This is a genomic window from Candidatus Rubrimentiphilum sp., from assembly GCA_035710515.1.
Taxonomy (GTDB): domain Bacteria; phylum Vulcanimicrobiota; class Vulcanimicrobiia; order Vulcanimicrobiales; family Vulcanimicrobiaceae; genus Rubrimentiphilum.
This window is the reverse complement of sequence record DASTDE010000004.1, coordinates 89,201-108,123: the sequence shown is the minus strand read 5'-3', so window position 1 is coordinate 108,123 and position 18,923 is coordinate 89,201. Positions and strand designations below refer to the sequence as shown.

At 61.7% G+C, this 18,923-nt stretch carries 18 protein-coding genes; 7 read left to right on the top strand and 11 right to left on the bottom strand.

Translation table 11 applies throughout. The features are described 5' to 3' along the window. Positions 1 to 12 precede the first annotated feature (12 nt). A complete protein-coding gene (locus VFO29_09575; GenBank protein HET9393749.1) occupies positions 13 to 1,809 on the top strand; it encodes an FkbM family methyltransferase in 1,797 nt (598 codons plus the stop codon). A 13-nt stretch (positions 1,810 to 1,822) separates the two neighbouring features. Here VFO29_09575 and VFO29_09570 read toward each other — a convergent pair whose 3' ends face one another. From VFO29_09570 to VFO29_09520, 11 genes are all read right to left on the bottom strand, one after another. Beyond that, positions 1,823 to 2,986: a glycosyltransferase family 4 protein gene (locus VFO29_09570; GenBank protein HET9393748.1), complete on the bottom strand. Its 1,164-nt coding sequence runs from the start codon at positions 2,984 to 2,986 to the stop codon at positions 1,823 to 1,825. Further along, positions 2,977 to 5,052, bottom strand: a complete 2,076-nt coding sequence (locus VFO29_09565) for a glycosyltransferase (protein ID HET9393747.1) — start codon at positions 5,050 to 5,052, stop codon at positions 2,977 to 2,979. Before VFO29_09565 ends, VFO29_09570 begins: the two co-directional genes overlap by 10 nt. After that, a complete protein-coding gene (locus VFO29_09560) occupies positions 5,049 to 5,486 on the bottom strand; it encodes a hypothetical protein (protein ID HET9393746.1) in 438 nt (145 codons plus the stop codon). The genes VFO29_09565 and VFO29_09560 overlap by 4 nt, the downstream gene beginning before the upstream one ends. Before the next feature lie 63 nt (positions 5,487 to 5,549). Continuing rightward, a complete protein-coding gene (locus tag VFO29_09555) occupies positions 5,550 to 6,035 on the bottom strand; it encodes a hypothetical protein (protein HET9393745.1) in 486 nt (161 codons plus the stop codon). A 46-nt stretch (positions 6,036 to 6,081) separates the two neighbouring features. After that, a complete protein-coding gene (locus tag VFO29_09550; protein HET9393744.1) occupies positions 6,082 to 7,371 on the bottom strand; it encodes a glycosyl hydrolase family 28-related protein in 1,290 nt (429 codons plus the stop codon). 10 nt (positions 7,372 to 7,381) lie between these two features. Continuing rightward, complete coding sequence (locus VFO29_09545) at positions 7,382 to 8,599, bottom strand: PLP-dependent aminotransferase family protein (GenBank protein HET9393743.1); 1,218 nt, start codon at positions 8,597 to 8,599, stop codon at positions 7,382 to 7,384. 69 nt (positions 8,600 to 8,668) lie between these two features. Continuing rightward, on the bottom strand, positions 8,669 to 10,009 hold the full coding sequence (locus tag VFO29_09540; protein HET9393742.1) for an FAD/NAD(P)-binding protein: 1,341 nt from the start codon (positions 10,007 to 10,009) through the stop codon (positions 8,669 to 8,671). A 49-nt stretch (positions 10,010 to 10,058) separates the two neighbouring features. Continuing rightward, positions 10,059 to 10,904 (bottom strand): polymer-forming cytoskeletal protein, encoded by an 846-nt coding sequence (locus VFO29_09535; GenBank protein ID HET9393741.1) that lies wholly within the window; start codon positions 10,902 to 10,904, stop codon positions 10,059 to 10,061. Continuing rightward, entirely contained in the window at positions 10,901 to 11,446 is a 546-nt protein-coding gene (locus tag VFO29_09530) for a zf-HC2 domain-containing protein (GenBank protein ID HET9393740.1), read from the bottom strand. The genes VFO29_09535 and VFO29_09530 overlap by 4 nt, the downstream gene beginning before the upstream one ends. Further along, positions 11,427 to 12,068, bottom strand: a complete 642-nt coding sequence (locus VFO29_09525) for a sigma-70 family RNA polymerase sigma factor (GenBank protein ID HET9393739.1) — start codon at positions 12,066 to 12,068, stop codon at positions 11,427 to 11,429. Before VFO29_09525 ends, VFO29_09530 begins: the two co-directional genes overlap by 20 nt. A 99-nt stretch (positions 12,069 to 12,167) precedes the next feature. Then, positions 12,168 to 13,445, bottom strand: a complete 1,278-nt coding sequence (locus VFO29_09520; protein ID HET9393738.1) for a PQQ-binding-like beta-propeller repeat protein — start codon at positions 13,443 to 13,445, stop codon at positions 12,168 to 12,170. Positions 13,446 to 13,499: 54 nt separating this feature from the next. Between VFO29_09520 and VFO29_09515 the strand changes: the two genes are divergently transcribed. From VFO29_09515 to VFO29_09490, 6 genes are read left to right on the top strand one after another with little or no spacing between them, the layout of a single operon-like run. Next, positions 13,500 to 15,035: a lysine 5,6-aminomutase subunit alpha gene (locus tag VFO29_09515; protein ID HET9393737.1), complete on the top strand. Its 1,536-nt coding sequence runs from the start codon at positions 13,500 to 13,502 to the stop codon at positions 15,033 to 15,035. Beyond that, on the top strand, positions 15,032 to 15,757 hold the full coding sequence (locus VFO29_09510; GenBank protein ID HET9393736.1) for an OAM dimerization domain-containing protein: 726 nt from the start codon (positions 15,032 to 15,034) through the stop codon (positions 15,755 to 15,757). Before VFO29_09515 ends, VFO29_09510 begins: the two co-directional genes overlap by 4 nt. Further along, entirely contained in the window at positions 15,754 to 16,395 is a 642-nt protein-coding gene (locus tag VFO29_09505) for a hypothetical protein (GenBank protein HET9393735.1), read from the top strand. Before VFO29_09510 ends, VFO29_09505 begins: the two co-directional genes overlap by 4 nt. A 19-nt stretch (positions 16,396 to 16,414) precedes the next feature. Further along, entirely contained in the window at positions 16,415 to 17,392 is a 978-nt protein-coding gene (gmd, locus tag VFO29_09500) for a GDP-mannose 4,6-dehydratase (protein HET9393734.1), read from the top strand. Then, on the top strand, positions 17,393 to 18,349 hold the full coding sequence (locus VFO29_09495; GenBank protein ID HET9393733.1) for a GDP-mannose 4,6-dehydratase: 957 nt from the start codon (positions 17,393 to 17,395) through the stop codon (positions 18,347 to 18,349). Further along, on the top strand, positions 18,346 to 18,921 hold the full coding sequence (locus VFO29_09490; GenBank protein ID HET9393732.1) for an isoprenylcysteine carboxylmethyltransferase family protein: 576 nt from the start codon (positions 18,346 to 18,348) through the stop codon (positions 18,919 to 18,921). The genes VFO29_09495 and VFO29_09490 overlap by 4 nt, the downstream gene beginning before the upstream one ends. Positions 18,922 to 18,923: the final 2 nt, after the last annotated feature.

Below are 18,923 nucleotides of genomic sequence, written 5' to 3'. Positions count from 1 at the left end.
AGCCTCCAACTTATGTCGACAAGTATGCAAGCCGACGAAATCCGCGAGCTCCGGCTGACCTCCAGCGAGGCCTACGGCGACGGATACTTTGACGATCCCGCCGTCCAGCAGAGCTTGCTCTTCGAAAAACGCGGCGACGTTATCTTCGATAAGGCGGGCAACCTAAACCTTGAATACCGGTACCCGTCGACCATTGGAACGGCGCTTTTCTTTCATGGGGCTTTCGAAGGGGGCGAGGCCGATTTCGCGGCCGCCGTGCTGCGCCAATCCACGGCTCCGATCGTGATCGATGCCGGCGCAAACATTGGCCTTCACATCGTCGCTTGGGCCGAAGCCGTGCCGGCGTTGCGCGGGTATGCATTCGAGCCCGTCGCCGCAAACGTGGAGCTGTTGGAAACGAATTTACGATCGCACTCCTTGCTCGACCGAGTTCGCGTCGAACGTTCGGTCCTGGGAGCGGCCGTGGGCTCGGTTGTACTCCATGAGACGGATGACGCGGCCTATAGCTCGATCATAGATACCGGGCGGCGGAAGATCGTCGCGAGCTACGACGTGCCCGCAACAACCGTCGACGACTATGTCGCGTCCAACGCGATCGCGCAGCTTGATTTGCTGAAAATCGACGTCGAGGGATACGAAGATGCGGTCTTGGAAGGCGCTCAGCGAAGCATAGCGACGCATCGGCCGCACCTTTTTGTAGAGATCTCGGCGGAAAACCACAATACCGACCCCGAGGCGACGATTGCACGGCTAAAGGACATCGGCTATACGCCGTACGTGATTAGCGATGGAATCGTCACCGAGTGCGAGCGTCACGACGACCGGTTCTATAACTATTTCTTCATCCATGAGTCGCGCCCGGTTGTGCTTCCGCAACCGAATCTTCGCCAGGTGCGGCGTTCCGTCGGGCTTTATGCGGATCTGATCCGGAGACAGCGCGTGGGTGTGCTGCAGATGCGTGCCGATCTCGACGCAAAGGACCTTGAGGTTCGCCGTTTGCGCACCGCTGCGGAAGAGCGGCTCAATCTCATCCGGCGGCTGCAGAGCGTTAGCCGGAATGCCGGCGCGCAGATCGCCGAGCGGTCGCACGAAACCGATGAACGTGTTGAAGCGATGGAAACCGAGCTTCTGCAATCGGGCCAACTGGCGGAAGGGCGGCTGCGCTTAGTCGAGACGTTGCGCGAAGAGAACGCGGCACTTGCCGCCCGCTGCGAGGGTTTGGAATCGGATCGCCATCTCAAGGCCGGCTTGCTCGCATCGCTGGAGTCGCAGGTCAAGCAACTCTCCGAGGCGCTCGCTGCGACGGGAGAGGCACAGACGCTGCGCGAGCATCTGCGGAAAAAAGAAGAAGTGATCCAAGGCTTAAAAACGACGGTCGATGAGCAGCGCGAACATATCGGCCGGTTTCAAAAGGCTGCAAACGAACGGCTTGGCATCATTGAGCGCTTCGATGCACACGTGGCCTTCCTGCGCGAGCAGCTCGAGTTCTTGAACAGGAGGACCGAGGACGAACAGAAGGCCGCTCAGGAACGCGGCCGCCGCATCATGGAGCTGACGCAGTCGCTTGACGAGCGGAACCGTCAGCTGGAGGAACTTCGCGGCGCGTTTGAGTCCACGAAAATGGATGCGACTGCCAAAGATCTCTTGATTAACAAACTCGATGAGTTCTTGAAGTCACAACGCGACGAAGCGGTGGAGATGCGCAAGGTTGCAGAAGAACGACTCGCCGTCATCGAGCAGTTGGACGAGCTCGCTCGCGAACGGCTTGAAGTCATACGCTCGCTCAACGAACGCTTGAACGCGGTTTAACCCCTTCGATACCTCAGGATGACAATAAAGAGCTGAACGATTCGCGGACGTTGCCGCGCTCGTAGTGCTCGCGGAAAAACCGGCTGCCCTGGCGCCCCAAAATCTCGCCTACCTCTGAAGTTATTACATCAACCGCGGCGTTGAACGTCTTTTGGTCGCTGTACCAGAGGCCGCCGTTCGCGCGCCGGCATTGCCCGACGAGCACCGGGCTCGCCCCGTTTACCAAGGCCGGTTTTTGCGCGGCCCACGCCTCCAGCAGCGCAATGCAAAGACTTTCATTGCGGCTAGGCATCACAAAAGCGGAACAAGCCGCCAGAGCATTCCATTTCGTCGCTTCGTCCACGTAGCCCAAAGCATGAATGCGCTCGTATCGCGGCAGCAATTCGCCGCCCTCACCCGCGAGCACGAGATGCAATCCGCTTTGCCCGTGCGATTGCGAGTACTCCGCGAAGAGTGCGCACAGCTCGTCGCATCCCTTCGAGCCGTCAATTCGTCCGACGTAGAGTAAGAACGGTTCCGAGATCCCTGAGCTGCGCCGGAAGGCTTCCGCATCGCCTTTTTGCGCGGCGTGAAGAGGTACGTAGCAGATCGGGCTCTTAGGCAGCGTACGCGAAAATCGCCGCTGGACGAAGCCGCGCTCTTCAGGTGAAACGAAAAGCATGCCGCGCGGGCGATCGAAGAGCGCGTTCCATGCCGGCATGTAGACCGGCCATTCATCGTGTGTCAGCGGAACGAGGTATGCGCGATCTTGGACGAGCGGCAGGCCGAAATACGTCGTCGCGTAGAGGTACGTGAAGAAGACGAACGCATCGTAGTTTTCACGCTGCTCCCAGAGGTACCGAAGCATCGTCGTTGAGTACGGGCCTTGCTCGCGCAGCCACAGCTCCTGTTCCCGGTCGCTCAGCGTGCTTAGGCGATAGCGAAACTGAGCCGAGATCTGGTTGAAGCGCAGCGTGTCACGCGGCTGGTCGACGCGAAAACGCCGAACCGTAAGACCATCAATCGCATCCACGCCTTCGGCATAGACGTTCGCCCACGTCTGATAGTCGTGCGCGCACGTCGTGAGCACCTCGACATCGTGATTGGCCGCCAGTTCTCGCGCCGCCGTCAGGCAAAAGGCCTCGGCGCCGCCGGTGATCTCTTCGGAAGCGCGCGGGACGACCAGCGCTATGCGCATCCGACCAGCGCGCCGACTTGGCGGCACCACGCCTCGGGTGCGAAGACTTCGCGCCGGTTGCGCTGCGAGGCCACCACCTTTTCGCGAACGTTCCGATCCGTCGCAAGGACGCGCAGCAACGCCGCCAGCCGCAGCCGATCGCTCGTGTCGTCGATCAAAACGCCGGCGTTGCCAAGCAACGCTTGGCTCGCGGGAGTCCGCAGCGCGCAAACGGGAATGTCGAACCACATCGCTTCTACGAGCGGCAAGCCTAGCGTTTGGCGGCCGGAACTGAGCGAACAGAAAACGCTCGCCGTGCGATAGAACGCCGCCAGCGCCGCTTCTGAAACCGCTCCCGGGAGAAGAATCCGCTGCGCTACGCCTGTGCGATCGATTGCCTCGCGCAACCGGCGATGATAGCCTTCGTCGGCGATTCGTCCGGCCAGGATCAAGCGCGCATTGAAATCCAGCATCAGGTAGTGACCGAAGACTTCCAGCAGGTCGAGTTGCCCGTTATGTTCGTCTACTTCGCCGACAAAGAGTATATTTGTTCGACCGTCTTGGAGGGCACTCATCAGCGTTACGTCCGGCGCGATGTTCCAGCGCTGCGGATCCGCTACCGGCGCCAGGTCGGCGCGATTGCGCAGGACGACCGCGCCGTTGGGCGGCGGCGCTCCCGGTATCGCTTCGGCGGCATACTCCTCGTCGGCGTCTTGAGCGAAGATGAGCGACTCGAACCCGTGCGCCCGCAACTCGTCGCGCAGCGCGATCGCGCCGATCGCTTCGGACGTGCCGTAGGTGAGATGTGAAACCACTTGATGCACGGCGTGGCGTTCCGGCGTCGCATGCCACGGAGCGTGCCGCGAACCGGAAGAAACCTTACTCAGAATCACTTCGTAGCGATCGAGCACTTCGCTCCACGATGCATAGCGTTGCACGTAGTCCGCGGCGCGCGCGCCCAGTGCCGACAATTCGGCCGCCGGAGTCGCGTCGAGCTGCAGAAAAGTCTTTTGCCAGGATTGCTCGTCGGTTGCCAGCCAGCCCGCACCGGTTTCACGCACGGCATCGGCCGTCGGCGGACAATCTGCGTGCACGGTGACGGGCCGTCCAGCGTGCCAAGCCTCCATCAACACGCGCGAATAGCTTTCATTGACGCTGGGCTGCATCAACATGGCGCAGTTCCGCAGCAGCCGCACCTTTTGATCCTCGCTCACGAATCCGAGATCGACGATGCCGGGGACGTCTTCCAGACTCGTGCGTTCTCCGAGTCCCGCGCTGACCAGCTGGAGTTGCGATTCCGGCGCAAGCTCGCGGAATCTCCGGTAGCCTCGTTCCAGCACGTCGACGTTCTTTTCAGCCGAACGCCGGCCCAAGTACAGCGCGTACCGCGAGCTTTCCGGCTGGAAGCCGCCGATCGGTTCGCCGGACTGGTTGGCGGTTTGCGGCCACGAGATCGCCGCGCCGACTACCGTGCTGCGCGGAATAATCGCCGGGCCGTAGAGACGCTGCGCGACTTGATACGTGCTCTCACTGTTGAAGGCCAGCTGCGCGACTCCGAGCATCATCTCGCAAACGCGCGGCAGATACGCGTAGGCCTCGTCGTGCAAGCAGGGCAGCAAGACAGCTTTTTCCGGCACGAACCGCCAGCCTTGCAGCGTCGTGCCGTAGAGGTACGGCAAAAAAATAAAGGCCGCATAGTCATCCGCATGGTTGCGGATGTGCACGCCCATCTCAAACGAGTTGATGTTGTGTTTGATAAAGTCGCGAGCGCTTCGTTCGTCTATAGGAGATAGTCCCGGCTTCAGCCGGGACCGTCGAGTCTCGAGCAGCACCTGGTTGACTGCGTCGAAGCGTTCGCGATTGGCGCGGTCGACGCGAAACCGGCGAACGGGTAGGTCTCCCTCTTGTGAAAGCCCCGGGCGATGTGCGTTCCTGTACCAGTCGCCGTCCCACGATTCCGAACAGGTCGTGATGATCTCGACGTCATGCCCACGCGCCTGCAGACCGTGAGCCGCCTCGAAGGCGATGCGTTCGGCGCCGCCTCGCAGGTTCTCGCCGAACCACGGCGTGACGAAGGCGAGCTTCAACCGGTTTTGCGGCGTTTCGGCCGTTCGATATCGTCGAGCCGCGCGCGCATAGCGTCGACCTGCTCGCACAGACGAACGTTGAGCTCGAGCGAAGCGCGGAATGCGTCGATCAGCATCGCGTTGACCTGGCGCTGATCGCGAAAGATAAACGCCAGCACGCGTAAGAAGAACGCGCGCAGCGGCAAGATGTTAAAGGGAAAGCGCGCCAAACTTGCTCCCCACGACGTGCGCACGTGTGACGCATTTTCGGCAGTTTGGATGATGGCTTCCATGTTCGCCACCGCGGTGACGGTGTCGGCGGTTAACGATCGCATGCCTTCGGAATCCAAGAGCGATGCGGCACGGCTGCCGGCGATCTGCTCGTTGATTTTGGTCATGAGCTCGTCAACGCTGACAGAAGGATTGTTTTCGGCGATCATATGGCGGTTCGGCATTATTTAGTGTGTTGAGACAGATTCCCCGCCGTGCGCGCTAGGGAAGGCGCCTTCCAGAACGAGCTAGTCTTTCTTTGTTTCGAAAGTCTTTACGTTTCTTAATCCCGCGTCGCGGAACGTCTGCTCCACGCCGGGCGCCTCGCCCGGCGCGGCCGTATACGTGACGACGCTCCGTCCCGCTTCGATAGCGTCGTTATAGTTTTGGATTTGGTCTTCGGGAATGGGCCAGTCCGCCAAGTGATCGATGATGTGGGGTTCGGCGAAGAATCCAATGTAGCGGTTGTCGGAACTGATGTTCGGCACTTGCGCATCGAACGTCGTCATGATCCCGGTCGAGCCGGTGATGATGTCGTGCGAAGAGTCGGTGGTTGTGTGACCCTGGCCCACATGCAAGAAGTTTACGAGCGATTCTTCATGCTCGGTCGTCGGCGAATCTTTGGTAATGACCGCGAGCTTGTCGCAATTCATGCTTGGCTTGTTGCACAAGGCATCCTCAAGCTGCCCGGGATTGGACGATTGTGCGATTCCGGTTACCAAATGTTCAGCCACGATGATTCTCCATAGGTGTAGTCCCGTCGTGTACCCTTCGACGGGCTCAGGGTCCTTCGACCCGCACGTGTTTGCTGCCGGGATGAATGCGATATGCCCGCGCGGCGCTTTCCGGCGTGCCGACGTGCGCCCAAGCGCCGGTGGCTACGCCGCTGAACAACACGTCGTCGACCGGGGACGTCAGCCCGACGGCAACGGCGGGATATTTTCCGGGCGCGGCATGCGACCAAGCCGAGACGCTGCCGCCGGTGAAGGCGGCGTGCATCGGAAAAGCCGGATCGTTTCCGCGATCGAGCGCGATCCCGTACGTTTGCGCCAGGGGAACCGTGAAGTTACTGATGCGTACGCCGTCGACGCCGGTGCGCCGCGGGCCGCCGTCGAGAAGAATCCCGACCGCGCTCGTTCCGCCCGGTGCGCCCTGCGCGCCGGCCCAAAGGTTGTCGAGCGTCACGCGCAGCACCATGCCGCTTGCTCGCACGCCTTGCGGGCGCATCAGCAGCGCGGTCTGTTCCATGCCGTCGAGAATAATGTTCGTGCCGATGATATCCTCGGCGATCGCGCCGTCGGCAGGTGTGAAGGCCATGCCGTAGCCGCAATCTTGCAAGTACACGCCGCTCATCGTGAGCGTGTCGAACGAGCCGCGCGCGCGCAATCCGTAGGCGTTGCCGGCGCGGCGAGCCGGCTCATTGCAATTCAGCCGCACGTCGCGCAGCTCGATGTCGCTGTAGCCGGTCTCGACGTCGATGCCGGCGCCGCCGGCATGCGCGATATGGCCGTCGATGCTTTCGATCGTAACTTTGTCGGAGCTCGCGCGGGCGAGCTCGGGCGCGCCGATCGCGATGTCGCCGAACGTCTGAAAGCCGAACCACAGGTCGTACGCCCGGACGAAGCTGCCGGAGCGGAAAGCTAACGCCTGGCCGGCAGTGCATTGCGTCACGCAGTCGAGTGACAGCGATTCGATCGTGAAGCGCGATTGGTTGACGCTCACGATGTCGCATGCTGGGCTTGATGTTTGGATGATCGTGAGGAATCTGCCGTCGCCACGCAGCGTCAGCGGCACGGTGCTCGCAAAGTTCAGCGCCGGACAGCCGGAGACGCGGTAAAACGCGTGCACGTGCGGGGCGTAGATGACGCCGCCGCCGGCCGCTGCGGCTGCATCGCGTGCAGCTGCAAACGCTTGCGTATCGTCGGCGATTCCGTCGCCCTTAGCGCCGTAGAGTTGGACGTTAAATAGTGCCGGCGCAGTTTGCGCGCTCGCGGGGAGGGTTGTAAGGGCGATAAACAGCGCGAAAAGCGCGCCTCGCCAAGCTCGGCGGTGGTTCGACAAGCTCACCATGACACTGGGGTCAGGATGACAGTGTGGGCATCTCGCGTACCGCAAGAGCCAGCCGTTGGATGCCTTCGCGGATTTTTTCTGGGCGCGCGTTGGAAAAGTTGAGGCGCATTCCGTCGGTCACGTCGCAGTGCGGATAGAAGGAAACGCCGGGAACGAAGACCACGTTTTCTTTGGCCGAGACTTGCAGAAGATCGGTCGTGTCCACGCCGGCGGCACGGGCCCACAGAAACATGCCGCCCTGCGGACGGTTGAACGACACCGTCTTCGGCATATGTTCCGCCAGTGCGTCGTACATGACGTCGCGGCGCTCGTGATAGACGCGCCGGATCGTTTCCACGTGTTTTTCAAACTCTTCCGCGCGCGAGACGACGCGGGCGAAGACGTACTGCGTGAGCGTTCCGCTTTGCAGATCGGCGCCTTGCTTGGCCAGCACGAGTTTCTCGTGGACCTCGGGATCGCGAACGGCCAGCCACGCTACGCGCATGCCGGGCGCCAGAATCTTGCTGCCGGTGCCGCTGTAAATGATCGTTCCGCTCGTCGGGTAGGAGGCGAGCGCCGGCAAGTTCTCACCTTCGAAGCGCAACTCGCCATACGGGTCGTCTTCGAAGATCGGGACGCCGAAGTGTTCGCAGATGCGCACGATGCGTTCGCGGCGTTCGAGCGAAAGCGTGCGGCCCGTCGGATTCTGAAAGTTGGCGACGAGATAGACGAATTTCGGCGGCGGCTCCGCGTGCGCCAGAACGTGCTCGAGCGATTCCGGAATCATGCCGTTTTCGTCGGTGTCCACCGCGAGATAGCGTGCTTGATACGCGTCGAACGCGTGAATCGCGCCGAGATACGACGGATTCTCGAGCACGATGTGATCGCCCGGATCGATCAGGATCTTGGCGATTAAATCGAGGCCTTGCTGCGAACCGTTGACGATCATAATCTCGTGCGGTTCAAACGGTGTTTGCAGGCGGCGCGTGAGCCGGTGTGCCACCCATTCGCGCATCTCCGGAATGCCGTCGGTTACGGTGTACTGCAGCGCGCGCGGACCGTATTCACTCATTACCTCGCGCGTGCACTCGGCGATGGCGTCACACGGAAAGAGTTCGGGCGCCGGGAGTCCCCCGCCAAACGAAATGACGTCAGGCTGGAGTGTAACCTTGAGCATCTCGCGGATGGTGGAGGCGCGCATGCGAGCGGTCCGCGCGGCAAAGCGCACGGTTCTCGGGATGGTAGCCATAGGCCAGCTCTATTCCCCGAAATCGGCCCCTCGCCCGCTAGGTGAGTACTCAGCCTTGAGGCCGGGCTTCTAGGAGGCTGACTCCATCGCGGCGTCCTCTGCCAGAAAGTCCGCGAGGTCCCGCGCTTGGACGCGGATCTCGGGTATCGCGGTCGTTTCGATGAGCGTTCCGTACCGTACCGGTCCGATTGCAAACACCCGTTTCGAAGGCACCGACGTCGCGCCGATCAAGGCTCCGTTCTCGTCCACCGCAACGCCGATTCCCAGCGGATGCGGCGTCATCACGCCGGCTGCCAGCAGACTTTGTATGAGCGGATTCGGAAGCTTGCGAAAATCATGCTCGGGTCCGCTGCAGTTAATGATGCGCCCCGGCTCAAGGTTGAGCGTTTCCGTTTCACCGCGCAACTTGATTGAGACGCGCAGGCCCCGCGGTGTGCTTTCGACCTCACCTGTGCGGCCGGCAACAATTCGCAGGCTGCCGCCGGCGATCAGGCCGGCGACTTCCTTGGCGGCCTCGGGTGAAAGCCGATGACGGTGAACGTTCCAATAGGGCATTAAGTGGCGCATGAACTGCCGCTGATCGGAGAGCGCCTGCGCCTGCCAAAACGTATTGGCGTGGGGACGGAGACGGTCGAGGATTGCGCGCCAGTTCTCGCCGCGCACAACGCCGATCAAGTCACGGATGCTTGTGGCGTCCGGTCGCGCTTCCGGTGGCGTATCAAAGAGTCGGTGTTCGTGCGGAAACAAACCGCGGCGTGAAACCATGTACATCGTTCCGCGATGTCCGTTGCGGCGTAAGCCTAGCACGGCGTCAACTGCGGTGAGTCCCGTGCCGAGCAGAAGAACCGTTTCGTTCGCGCTTCCGGGAACGAGCGCGCCTTTCTCCCACGCCGAGCCGAAGAACCGCGCCCCTCCTGGATTACCGGACGTCGTGCCGGGCCACGCGGCCGGCGCGGCATTGCCTGTCGCAATAACAAGGCTGTCTCCGTGCACGGTCGCACCGTCCGAAAGCAGCACCCGCACGCCGGCATCGTCGATGCGGGCTTCGTGAGCAAATGCGCGCGCGTGCTGCCATCTGGCGCCTGCCGCTTCCCGTTCGCGTGATGCAATCGCGCTGATGTAGTCGCCGTAGATCGATCTTGGCGCGAACGAGGTTGCGTCGGCGGACTCAGGCGTGTTGGCCTTCAGCCATTGCACGAAATCATCCGGCTTGTCGGGAAATGCAGACATGTTCGCGGCCGGGACATTGAGCAGGTGGGCGCTGCAATCGGTCGAGTATGCGACGCCTCTTCCGAGCTCTTCGCGCGGCTCGACGATGATGACGCGAGCATTTTTCGAACGGCGTAGAAGCGCGGCCGCGAACAGAACGCCGCTCGCGCCGCCGCCCGCAATAATGGTAGCACGTGTCATTTGCCGGAACTGCCTTCGTTGCGGTTCTTGAAATTCCGGCGGACGATTGTTAGGCGGGCATCGGCGGGCCGCTCGGAGGTGGCGCGGCCGTGACTCCGGGACCGGTGAACGTCGTTTCGCGGATGAATGCCAGGATGGCTGCGCCCAATCCGATCGTCCAGACCAGCGCAACCACGAGTGGGCCGACGACCGGTAAGATTTCTGCCGCGCAGAGCACAACGAGTCCGATGAGCAGCGCGCCGAGCGGCGACGGCGTGCCGTGCGGATGCACAAGTTCGTAAAGGCGCCGGCCGATCAGCAAGCCGAGCGCCGCCTGGCCTATCAGCACGCCCGCTACTATCGCCACCACTTCGAGTGGAATGAGCGGCCAGCCGATGAAGCTGATGAAGAGCAGCACCGCAATCGGTATGAAAGCGATAAGCGCGAGCACGCCGACTGCGGCCGAAAGGCCCGGATGTTTCTCGACACGATCGAGCGCAGTGCGTACGCGCACCGGAAAGATCAGGAAGATCAGCACGACGACAAAGCTGTACGCGAGCAGCGTGGTGATTTTCGCGTTTTCCGCGGCAAGCGTGGACGCGCCGGCCGCCCATGGCACGATGGAACCGACGTCGCCACCGTAGACATGCTGGCTGCCGTTGATGACGGCTCCGGGACCCGTTTGAATAGTTCCAACGTAGACCGCAACGTCGCCGTCGACCTCGCCCTCAATGATGGCGTTGCCGCCGAAGACCGTGATGTCGCCTTGGACGACCTGACCAGGTGCAACGTAGACGTTTTCCAACGTGTAAGTTCCACCGCGATCGATCGGGAGCGTCTTTGCCGACGCGGGCGCGGCGGTGACGCCGAGCGACAACGCGATCAACGTGATGAGAATGCCGAGGCGGTACGTCATGAAACCTCCCGTGCCGATGCGAGATGCGCCGCCAGCCTCGGGCGCACGACGAAATACAAGAGTGCAACCGCGGCGGCAAGTGTAAAGTCGATAAACAGCACGCCGATGCCGAAGGTCGCCAGGGCCGGCGCCCCTTGCCCGATGCCGTCGAAGCCTGCCCCGATCGCATGCGCGACAGTGCTTGCACCGCCCGCGGCTGCGGCGCCAATCGTCGAAAACTTCGCGCCTGAGATCGCGATGGCGGCGATAACGGCAACCCAGGCCGCCGTAACGTACAGCGCGACGAAACTCCAAATCCGGTGCTCGCGCCATACGGGCGCGGGCATCGATCGCGTTTCGGCCATCACCGCGAATGTGAAGTTGACGGGCAGCTCAGGCGCGTTGGTGGTGAAAAGCAGCGCGTCCACGACTTTCAGCTCTTCCAGCAGCAGCGCGCACTGCCCGCACGAGCGAACGTGAGCTGCGACCTCGTTCTGCTCGCGCGGCGTGAGCGTGCCTTCTAGATACCGATCGAAAAGCGGTTCACACGAGGAGCAGCGCACGCGTCCCTCCGTTTAGCGGCGCTTCATGCGAGTTTGACTGCGCCTGCTTTTCTCGTTCGAGCATCTTTTGCGCGAGCGCGATCTTGCCGCGATGAATCAGCGTCTTCACGTTGCCGAGCGAGAGTCCGAGCGTGCTCGCGATGGTGTGGTACTCCATATTATTGTAGTAACGCAACGCTAGCACCGTACGCGTCCGCTCGGGGAGCTCGGCGAGCGCGGCGCGCAGCTCGCGCTCGGCCTCCGCGCGAACGACTCCCGATTCAGGGTTGCCGTCGCGTGAGAGATCCGGCAGTGCGTTTTCGAGGCTCTGATCTTCCGGCAACTCAGCCGTCTGGACACGCCGCTGGGATTTCCCCAAATACGTGCGAACGACGTTGCGCGCGATTTGGTACATCCAGGTTGAAAACTTTCCGAGCGCCGGATTGAAGGTGCCCAAATGCGCATAGGCTCGCAGGAAGGTTTCCTGCGAGAGGTCAGCCACGTCGGCCGGCGTGCGCACTGCGGCGCTGATGAAGCTTGCAATTCCACGTTTGTAGCGGTCGACCAATACGGAGAAGACCTCGCGCTCGCCGCTGCGGACTAGCCGCACCAGAGCTTCGTCGCTCTGCTCTCCGATAGTCATGCCCCTTTCTTGTTCGGGCTTTTGGGAGTTCTACCGCCGTGGCGGGCGATGGTTACACTGGGCCGGGCAGGGCCGGCCCGGGCGGCCGCTCGGCAGCCGTCAGACGTCGGCAAGCGGCATCGCGATGATCACCGGGCCGACGGCGAAAACGATCGTGTCGCCCAGAATAAGCGGCGGCGCCGCCGAGAACGGCTGCAAGAACGAACTCGTGTGCACGACGCGGCCGGTCTGCTGATCGACGTTGTACAGAATGCCGCCCGTGTCGCCGAAATAGACGCGTCCGCCGGTGATCAGCGGACTCATCTTCACGTTCGCCCACGTGCGCAGATTCCAGAGCACTTTGCCGGTGCGAGCTTCAAAGGCGATCACGTTGCTGGCGTTGCCAATAGGCTGATAGAGAACGCCGTCCGCAAACGTGGCGGCTATCTGCCGCTCGTTGGTGACGGGAAACGTATACGGTCCTGGTTCGCCGGCGTAGGTCCAGCGCGTCTGGCCGGTCGTCTCGTCGACGGCGGCCACGACGTCCACGCCGCCCGTGTGAAAGCGGGTTTCATCGTTGCGGTTGGTGTTGACGAAAACCAGACCATCGGCGACCGTCGGCGCGCAATCGCTGCCGCCGTTGGGATTAACCCAGAGCGTGTGCCCGTCGCGCAGATCGAGCGCGCGCGTTTCGCAATAGTACGGCGCGTTGTGGCACGAACTGATGAACGCAGCTCCGCCGTCGATCGCGGTCGAGGCCATCGTCACGGCGCCGGCCAGCGGTTTTTGCCATTTGAGTTTGCCGGTTGCGAGATCCAATGCGTATGCGTGCGCGTCGCCGTTGCCGAAGATCACGGTGTCGCCGGCAATTGCGGGCGACGGCATGTCTTCACCGGTCGTGTGGAACGTCCAGACGAGCTTTCCGTCGAGCGAGAAAGCAAAGACGCCGTTGCCTTGCGGCCTGCCCCAGACTTGGCTCGAGCCGTCGAGCGGTTTTAAAAATCCGTTCTCGCCGCTGCCCACGACGATCAGACCCTGTGCAAAGACCGGCGTTGACATGAGAACGCCATCGGCCTCGGCGCTCCAAAGTATCTTCCCCGTTGCGGCTTCGAGCGCGTAGAGCTTGTGATCGAAGCTCGCGGCGTAGAGCGTGTCGCCGTCCAAAGCAAAGCCCGCGTTAATGCGATCTCCCAGCTGGCTCTGCCAGCCGGCGTGCAGTTTCGGCGCGTCAAAGACCGCGTTGTGCGTGGCGTACCGCTGATACATCGGCCAGGCGCTGCTTGCATCCACCTTCGGTGCGGGCGATTGGGCTTGCGAGGTGCGCAAGCCGAACGCCGTGGCGGCGGCAAGCACAAGGGCGATTGCCGCGATCGATCCGGTCCGCTGCGTCTGGTTCATCGCGGGCGTAGTTCGAGGGGCGCCGCCGCGTCGCCCTTAACAACCTACGGACCCATGGAATTGCAGATCGACCGCAAGGCCATCGACCGCTGCCGGAAGTTGGCGGCGCAGATCGCGGCGCCCATCCACGCGTTTATCGAAAAGCACTCGACCGTTTCGGTGGAGCGCTCGGTGCTGCGGTTACTGGGCGTGGACGGCGTGGATGCCGGTGATGTCCCGGTTCCGAACCGCATTGTTGACGCGATCGAACCGCGCGAGCTCGGAAACGGCGCCGCGCTTGCGTTCGGCCGCGTGCTTGCAAAGACGGGAATTGAACCGCTGGCTGCCGGCGAGAAGATCGCAAGTGGAGCGATCGCTCTGGCAGATTACGCCAACGTCCCGGCCGACGCCGCGCGCAAAGCGGTGGTTTCGCACGCGCGCCGGGGTTTGGATCGTATCGCTTCGCGGCGCGACGAGCGCCACGAGTTATTGAAACGTCTTCCGCAGTTGCCTCCGCCGCTGCTGTACATCATCGTTGCCAGCGGCAACATCTACGAAGATCGCTCCGCCGCCGTCGCCGCTGCGCAAGCGGGCGCGCAAATTATCGCGGTGATCCGTTCGACGGGGCAGTCGCTGCTCGATTTCGTTCCGTACGGTCCGACGACCGAAGGATTCGGCGGCACGTATGCCACGCAGGCCAACTTCGCGATCATGCGCGAGGCGCTCGACGAAGTCTCGGCGAGTTTGGGCCGCTATGTGATGCTCACGAACTACGCGAGCGGGTTGTGCATGCCCGAAATTGCGGCGATGGCCGCGCTCGAGCGGCTGGACATGCTGCTTAACGATTCGATGTACGGCATTTTGTTTCGCGACATCAACATGAAACGCACGTTTGTCGACCAGCATTTTAGCCGCAGGCTGAACGCCGCCTCGGGAATTATCATCAACACCGGCGAGGACAACTATCTCACCACCGCCGACGCGGTCGAACAAGCTCCGGCGGTGCTGGCGTCGCAGTTCATCAACGAAGAGTTCGCGCATCGCGCGGGCATGCCCGACGAACAGATCGGTCTGGGTGACGCCTATGAAATAGATCCGAATGCCGAAGACGGATTTCTCTTTGCGGTCGCCCAGGCGCAGCTCGCGCGTCAGGCCTTTCCGAACGCGCCATTGAAATATATGCCGCCCACAAAACACATGACGGGCGATATTTTCAAAGGACATCTGATCGATGCGATGTTCAATCTCACGTCAGTGATGACGAAACAGACCATTCACCTGTGCGGCATCCTTACCGAAGCGATTCACACGCCGTTTCTTGGCGACCGCGCGCTCTCGCTGGAAAATGCGCGATACGTCATGAATACGGCGCGCCATTTCGGCGACGACATCGAAGCGAAGAAGGGCGGGCGGATCGAGCGGCGCGCGCAGGACGTCTTGGCCGAATGCACCTCGCTGCTCGAGCGCGTCTCGGTGCTCGGGTTGATGCACGCGATCGAGGGCGGAGTCTTTGCCGACGTCCGACGATCTCCCGACGGCGGCCGCGGATCCGGCGGCGTGTTCAAACGCGCACCGGACTATTGGAATCCCTTTGAAGAGTTGCTGCCGTGAGCAATCCGATTAAACCCTATGGCGACACCCTCAACGACGGCAAAGTGCAGCTTTCATTTACATTGCCGCTGCCGTGGAGCGAAGCTGCCGACGAAGCCGCGCGCCAACTGGTCGCCAAAATGGGGTTTTCCGACGTGCAAGTGGCCGAAGGCCGCTCGATCGCGCGAGGCTATTCATTTTTTGTCGTGTACGCGAGCACGAATCAAAGCGTCGACGCTGATTCGATTACCGCGCCTTCGGTAAAAACGCATGCCATGACAATGGATGAGATCGACGCGCTGGTCGCCGAACGGCTGGGCCGCAAGATTCGCGTCGCCGGCGCGACCATCGGCACCGACGCACACACGGTCGGCATCGACGCTATTCTCAATATGAAAGGCTATCACGGCGATCCGGGCCTGGAACGCTACAAGATGTTCGAAGCGTTCAACTTGGGAAGTCAGGTCTCGCCCGAGGATCTCGTGCAGTTTGCCAAAGAGAAACAGATCGACGCACTGCTGGCATCGCAAGTCGTAACGCAGAAAGGGAGCGACGTTAAGAATTTTACGGCGCTGGTCGAATTGCTGGAAGCCGAAGGTCTGCGCGATGCCATCGTGCTCTGCGCCGGCGGTCCGCGCATGACGGCGCTGCTCGCGACCGAGCTCGGCTACGACGCCGGTTTCGGCCGTGGAACGCTGCCGAGTGAAGTTGCGGCCTTTATCGCGACACGCGTGACGAAGTGAGCGTTCCGGCAGCGGTTGTTTTGGCGGCGTCGCTCGCCGCTCGCGATCACACGGGCATTATCGGCTACCGGATCCAGCGCACCGTCGACATGGCAGCCGGACCGATCCGTCGTCATGAGGATGTCTTATTGGCGGCGGTTTTCGAAAACGACCGGCTGGTGCGCATTCGCGTCCTGCGCGACATGGTGAGCGGGCGATCGACGGGCACTCCCGCGCAAGAGGCGCTCGAGCGTCAGCTGCTGGCAGCTTCAAAGGAGCCGGGCTTCGCGGTGCCCTTCGATGCGCGGTACCTGCACGATTATACGTATCGCGTTGCAGGCAACCTCGTCGCTTTTTCGAGCGCGCTGAAAGACGCGCGGCACGCGGACGGCTATTTTGTGTTGGGCAGCGGCGGAATGGTAACACAGTTGCAGTACGCGCTGAACGTTCTTCCAAAATATGCTACCGCCGGGACGGTGCACGAAGATCGGGCCGAAGTGCTGCCGCATTATTGGGCGACCGTCCGTTCGACCCAATTGTTTGAAGGACGCTACGCGATCTTTCAGGGACGCGGCGAGTTCGTAACGGTCGATTCCGGCTTCCGCCGGTTCGGCACCGTCGACGCGGCGACAGCGTGGCTCCAGGCGGAACGGCCATAATCGAGTCGAAGGGAGCCTCATGAAAAAGACGGCGCTCATCACCGGTATAACCGGCCAGGATGGCTCCTATCTGGCGGAGCTGTTGCTGGATAAAGGTTATCGTGTGGTCGGCATGACGCGCCGCACCAGCACGGACGTGCACGAACGCATCCAGCATATCGTCGACGACATAGAGTTCGTGTCGGGCGATCTGTTGGACCAAACGTCTATCACGAGCATCGTCGAGAGCGTCAAACCGGGCGAAATCTATAACCTGGCAGCGCAATCGTTTGTGCCGGCCTCTTGGGCGCAACCGGTGCTGACCGGAGAGTTTACCGCCTTGGGCGTAACGCGCGTGCTCGAAGCGATCCGCGCCGTCAACCCGAAGATCAAATTTTATCAGGCGTCGAGTTCCGAGATGTTCGGCAAAGTTCAAGAGACGCCGCAGCGCGAGACCACGCCGTTCTACCCGCGCAGTCCGTACGGCGTTGCGAAAGTATATGGGCACTGGATTACTGTGAACTATCGCGAGTCGTACGATTTGTTTGCGGTGAGCGGAATACTGTTCAATCACGAGTCCGAGCGTCGTGGGCGCGAATTCGTCACGCGAAAAATTAGCGACGGCGTCGCACGCATTAAACTCGATCTTGCGAAAGATCTCGTCCTCGGAAATCTCGATGCAAAACGTGATTGGGGATTCGCCGGCGATTACGTCAAGGCGATGTGGCTGATGCTCCAGCAGGCGGAGCCGAACGATTACGTGATCGCGACGGGACGAACGCACAGCGTGCGCGATTTCTGCCGGATCGCCTTTGAAGCGGCGGGCTTGGGATCGTACGAAGACTACGTGCGAACCGACGCGCGATTCATGCGTCCCGCCGAAGTGGATATGCTGGTAGGCGATCCGAGTAAGGCAAGACGCGAGCTCGGCTGGGAGCCGGAGACTTCATTTGAAGAACTTGTCGAGATGATGGTCAAGGCGGACATCGACAGACTCGTTCGTGCCGTACCGGTGTAGATGCGCGCACTTGTAACCGGAGCAAACGGTTTTGCCGGGCGCCATCTCGTGCACGTACTCGTCGAAGACGGATACGACGTATTTGGCGCTTCGGGGCCGGCTCGCGTGGACGGCTATCATTTGCACCTGGACATCACCAATTCCGAAAGCATTGCGCGCAGCATCGCCGAGTCGAAGCCCGACGTCATCTTTCACCTGGCCGGCCAGGCATTCGTGCCGACGGCGATCGCGCATCCGCTCGAAACCTACGACGTCAACGCGATGGGAACGTTCCGGCTGCTCGAAGCCGTGCAGGACTACAGCGGGCGTTCAAAGGTCGCGCCGAAGATCGTGCTCGCAAGTTCGGCGTCTGTTTACGGCCGCGTTGCCGAAGCGATGAATCCGTTACGCGAGGACTATCCGATTAGCCCCGTCGACGCGTACGGCGCGAGCAAGGCCGCAGCCGAAGTAGCGTGTTTGGCGGCCGCGCGGTCGTACGGAGTGAAAGCGATCGTCGCGCGGTCGTTCAATCACATCGGGCCCATACAGGACAAGCGCTTCGTGGTACCATCGTTCGCCGCGCAGCTCGCGCGCATCAAATGTAATCTTGACGAACCGGTGATGCACGTCGGCAGCCTCGACGCGGAGCGCGACTTCTTGGATGTCCGCGACGTCGTGCGAGCCTACGCCGCACTCGCGCAATCCGGAGCTCCGGGCGAGATTTACAATGTCTGTAGTGGCGTGCCGGTAAGCATTAAAACGATATTGCGCCACTTGATCGAGATCGCGCGCGTTCCGGTCGAAGTCAGAGAGGACCCAAGCAAGCTGCGCGCGGCAGAAGTGCGGCAGTTCTATGGCGACAACAGCAAGCTGCGCGCGCTGGGCTGGCGGCCGACGTTCTCGCTGGAGCGGTCGCTGAACGAGATTTTTGCAGAGGCGCTCACCGAGGCGGAACAACAGACCGAGAGCGTGCGTTGAGCGCGTTCGTCTTCAAGAATCGCGGCGCGCTGCTAGCCTTGCCGGCGGTGCTGCTCGTGATCTTCGGAAAGCCCAGCGCGCTAGGAATCATGGTTGGGTTACCGATCGCCGTAGCCGGCGAGCTCCTGCGCTGCTGGGCGGTCGGCTACTCCGGCGTCACGACGCGGAACGACGCCGTCATCGCACCCGAACTGGTGACTGCGGGGCCGTACGCGTACGTGCGCAATCCGCTGTATATCGGAAACTTCATCACCGCCGTCGGCTTTGCGATCGCGTTCACCGGCGGCAACCCGGCCGCAACTCGCACCGCCTTACTAGTGGTTGCATTAGGTACGATGATCGCAGTTTACGCAACCATCATCCCGCATGAAGAACACTTCTTGCAGGCGCGGTTCGGCGAATCGTTCATTCGCTATTGCAGAGAAGTGGCGCGCATTATTCCACGCGGCAAATCCGCGGCCAATCCGCAGGGGACGTGGAAGCCCGAGGTAATCGCGCAAGCCGAAAGCCGCACGTTTCTGTTTTTTGGCGCGATGCTGATCCTGCTCGCAGTAAAGGCGTTTTTGGTGTAGCG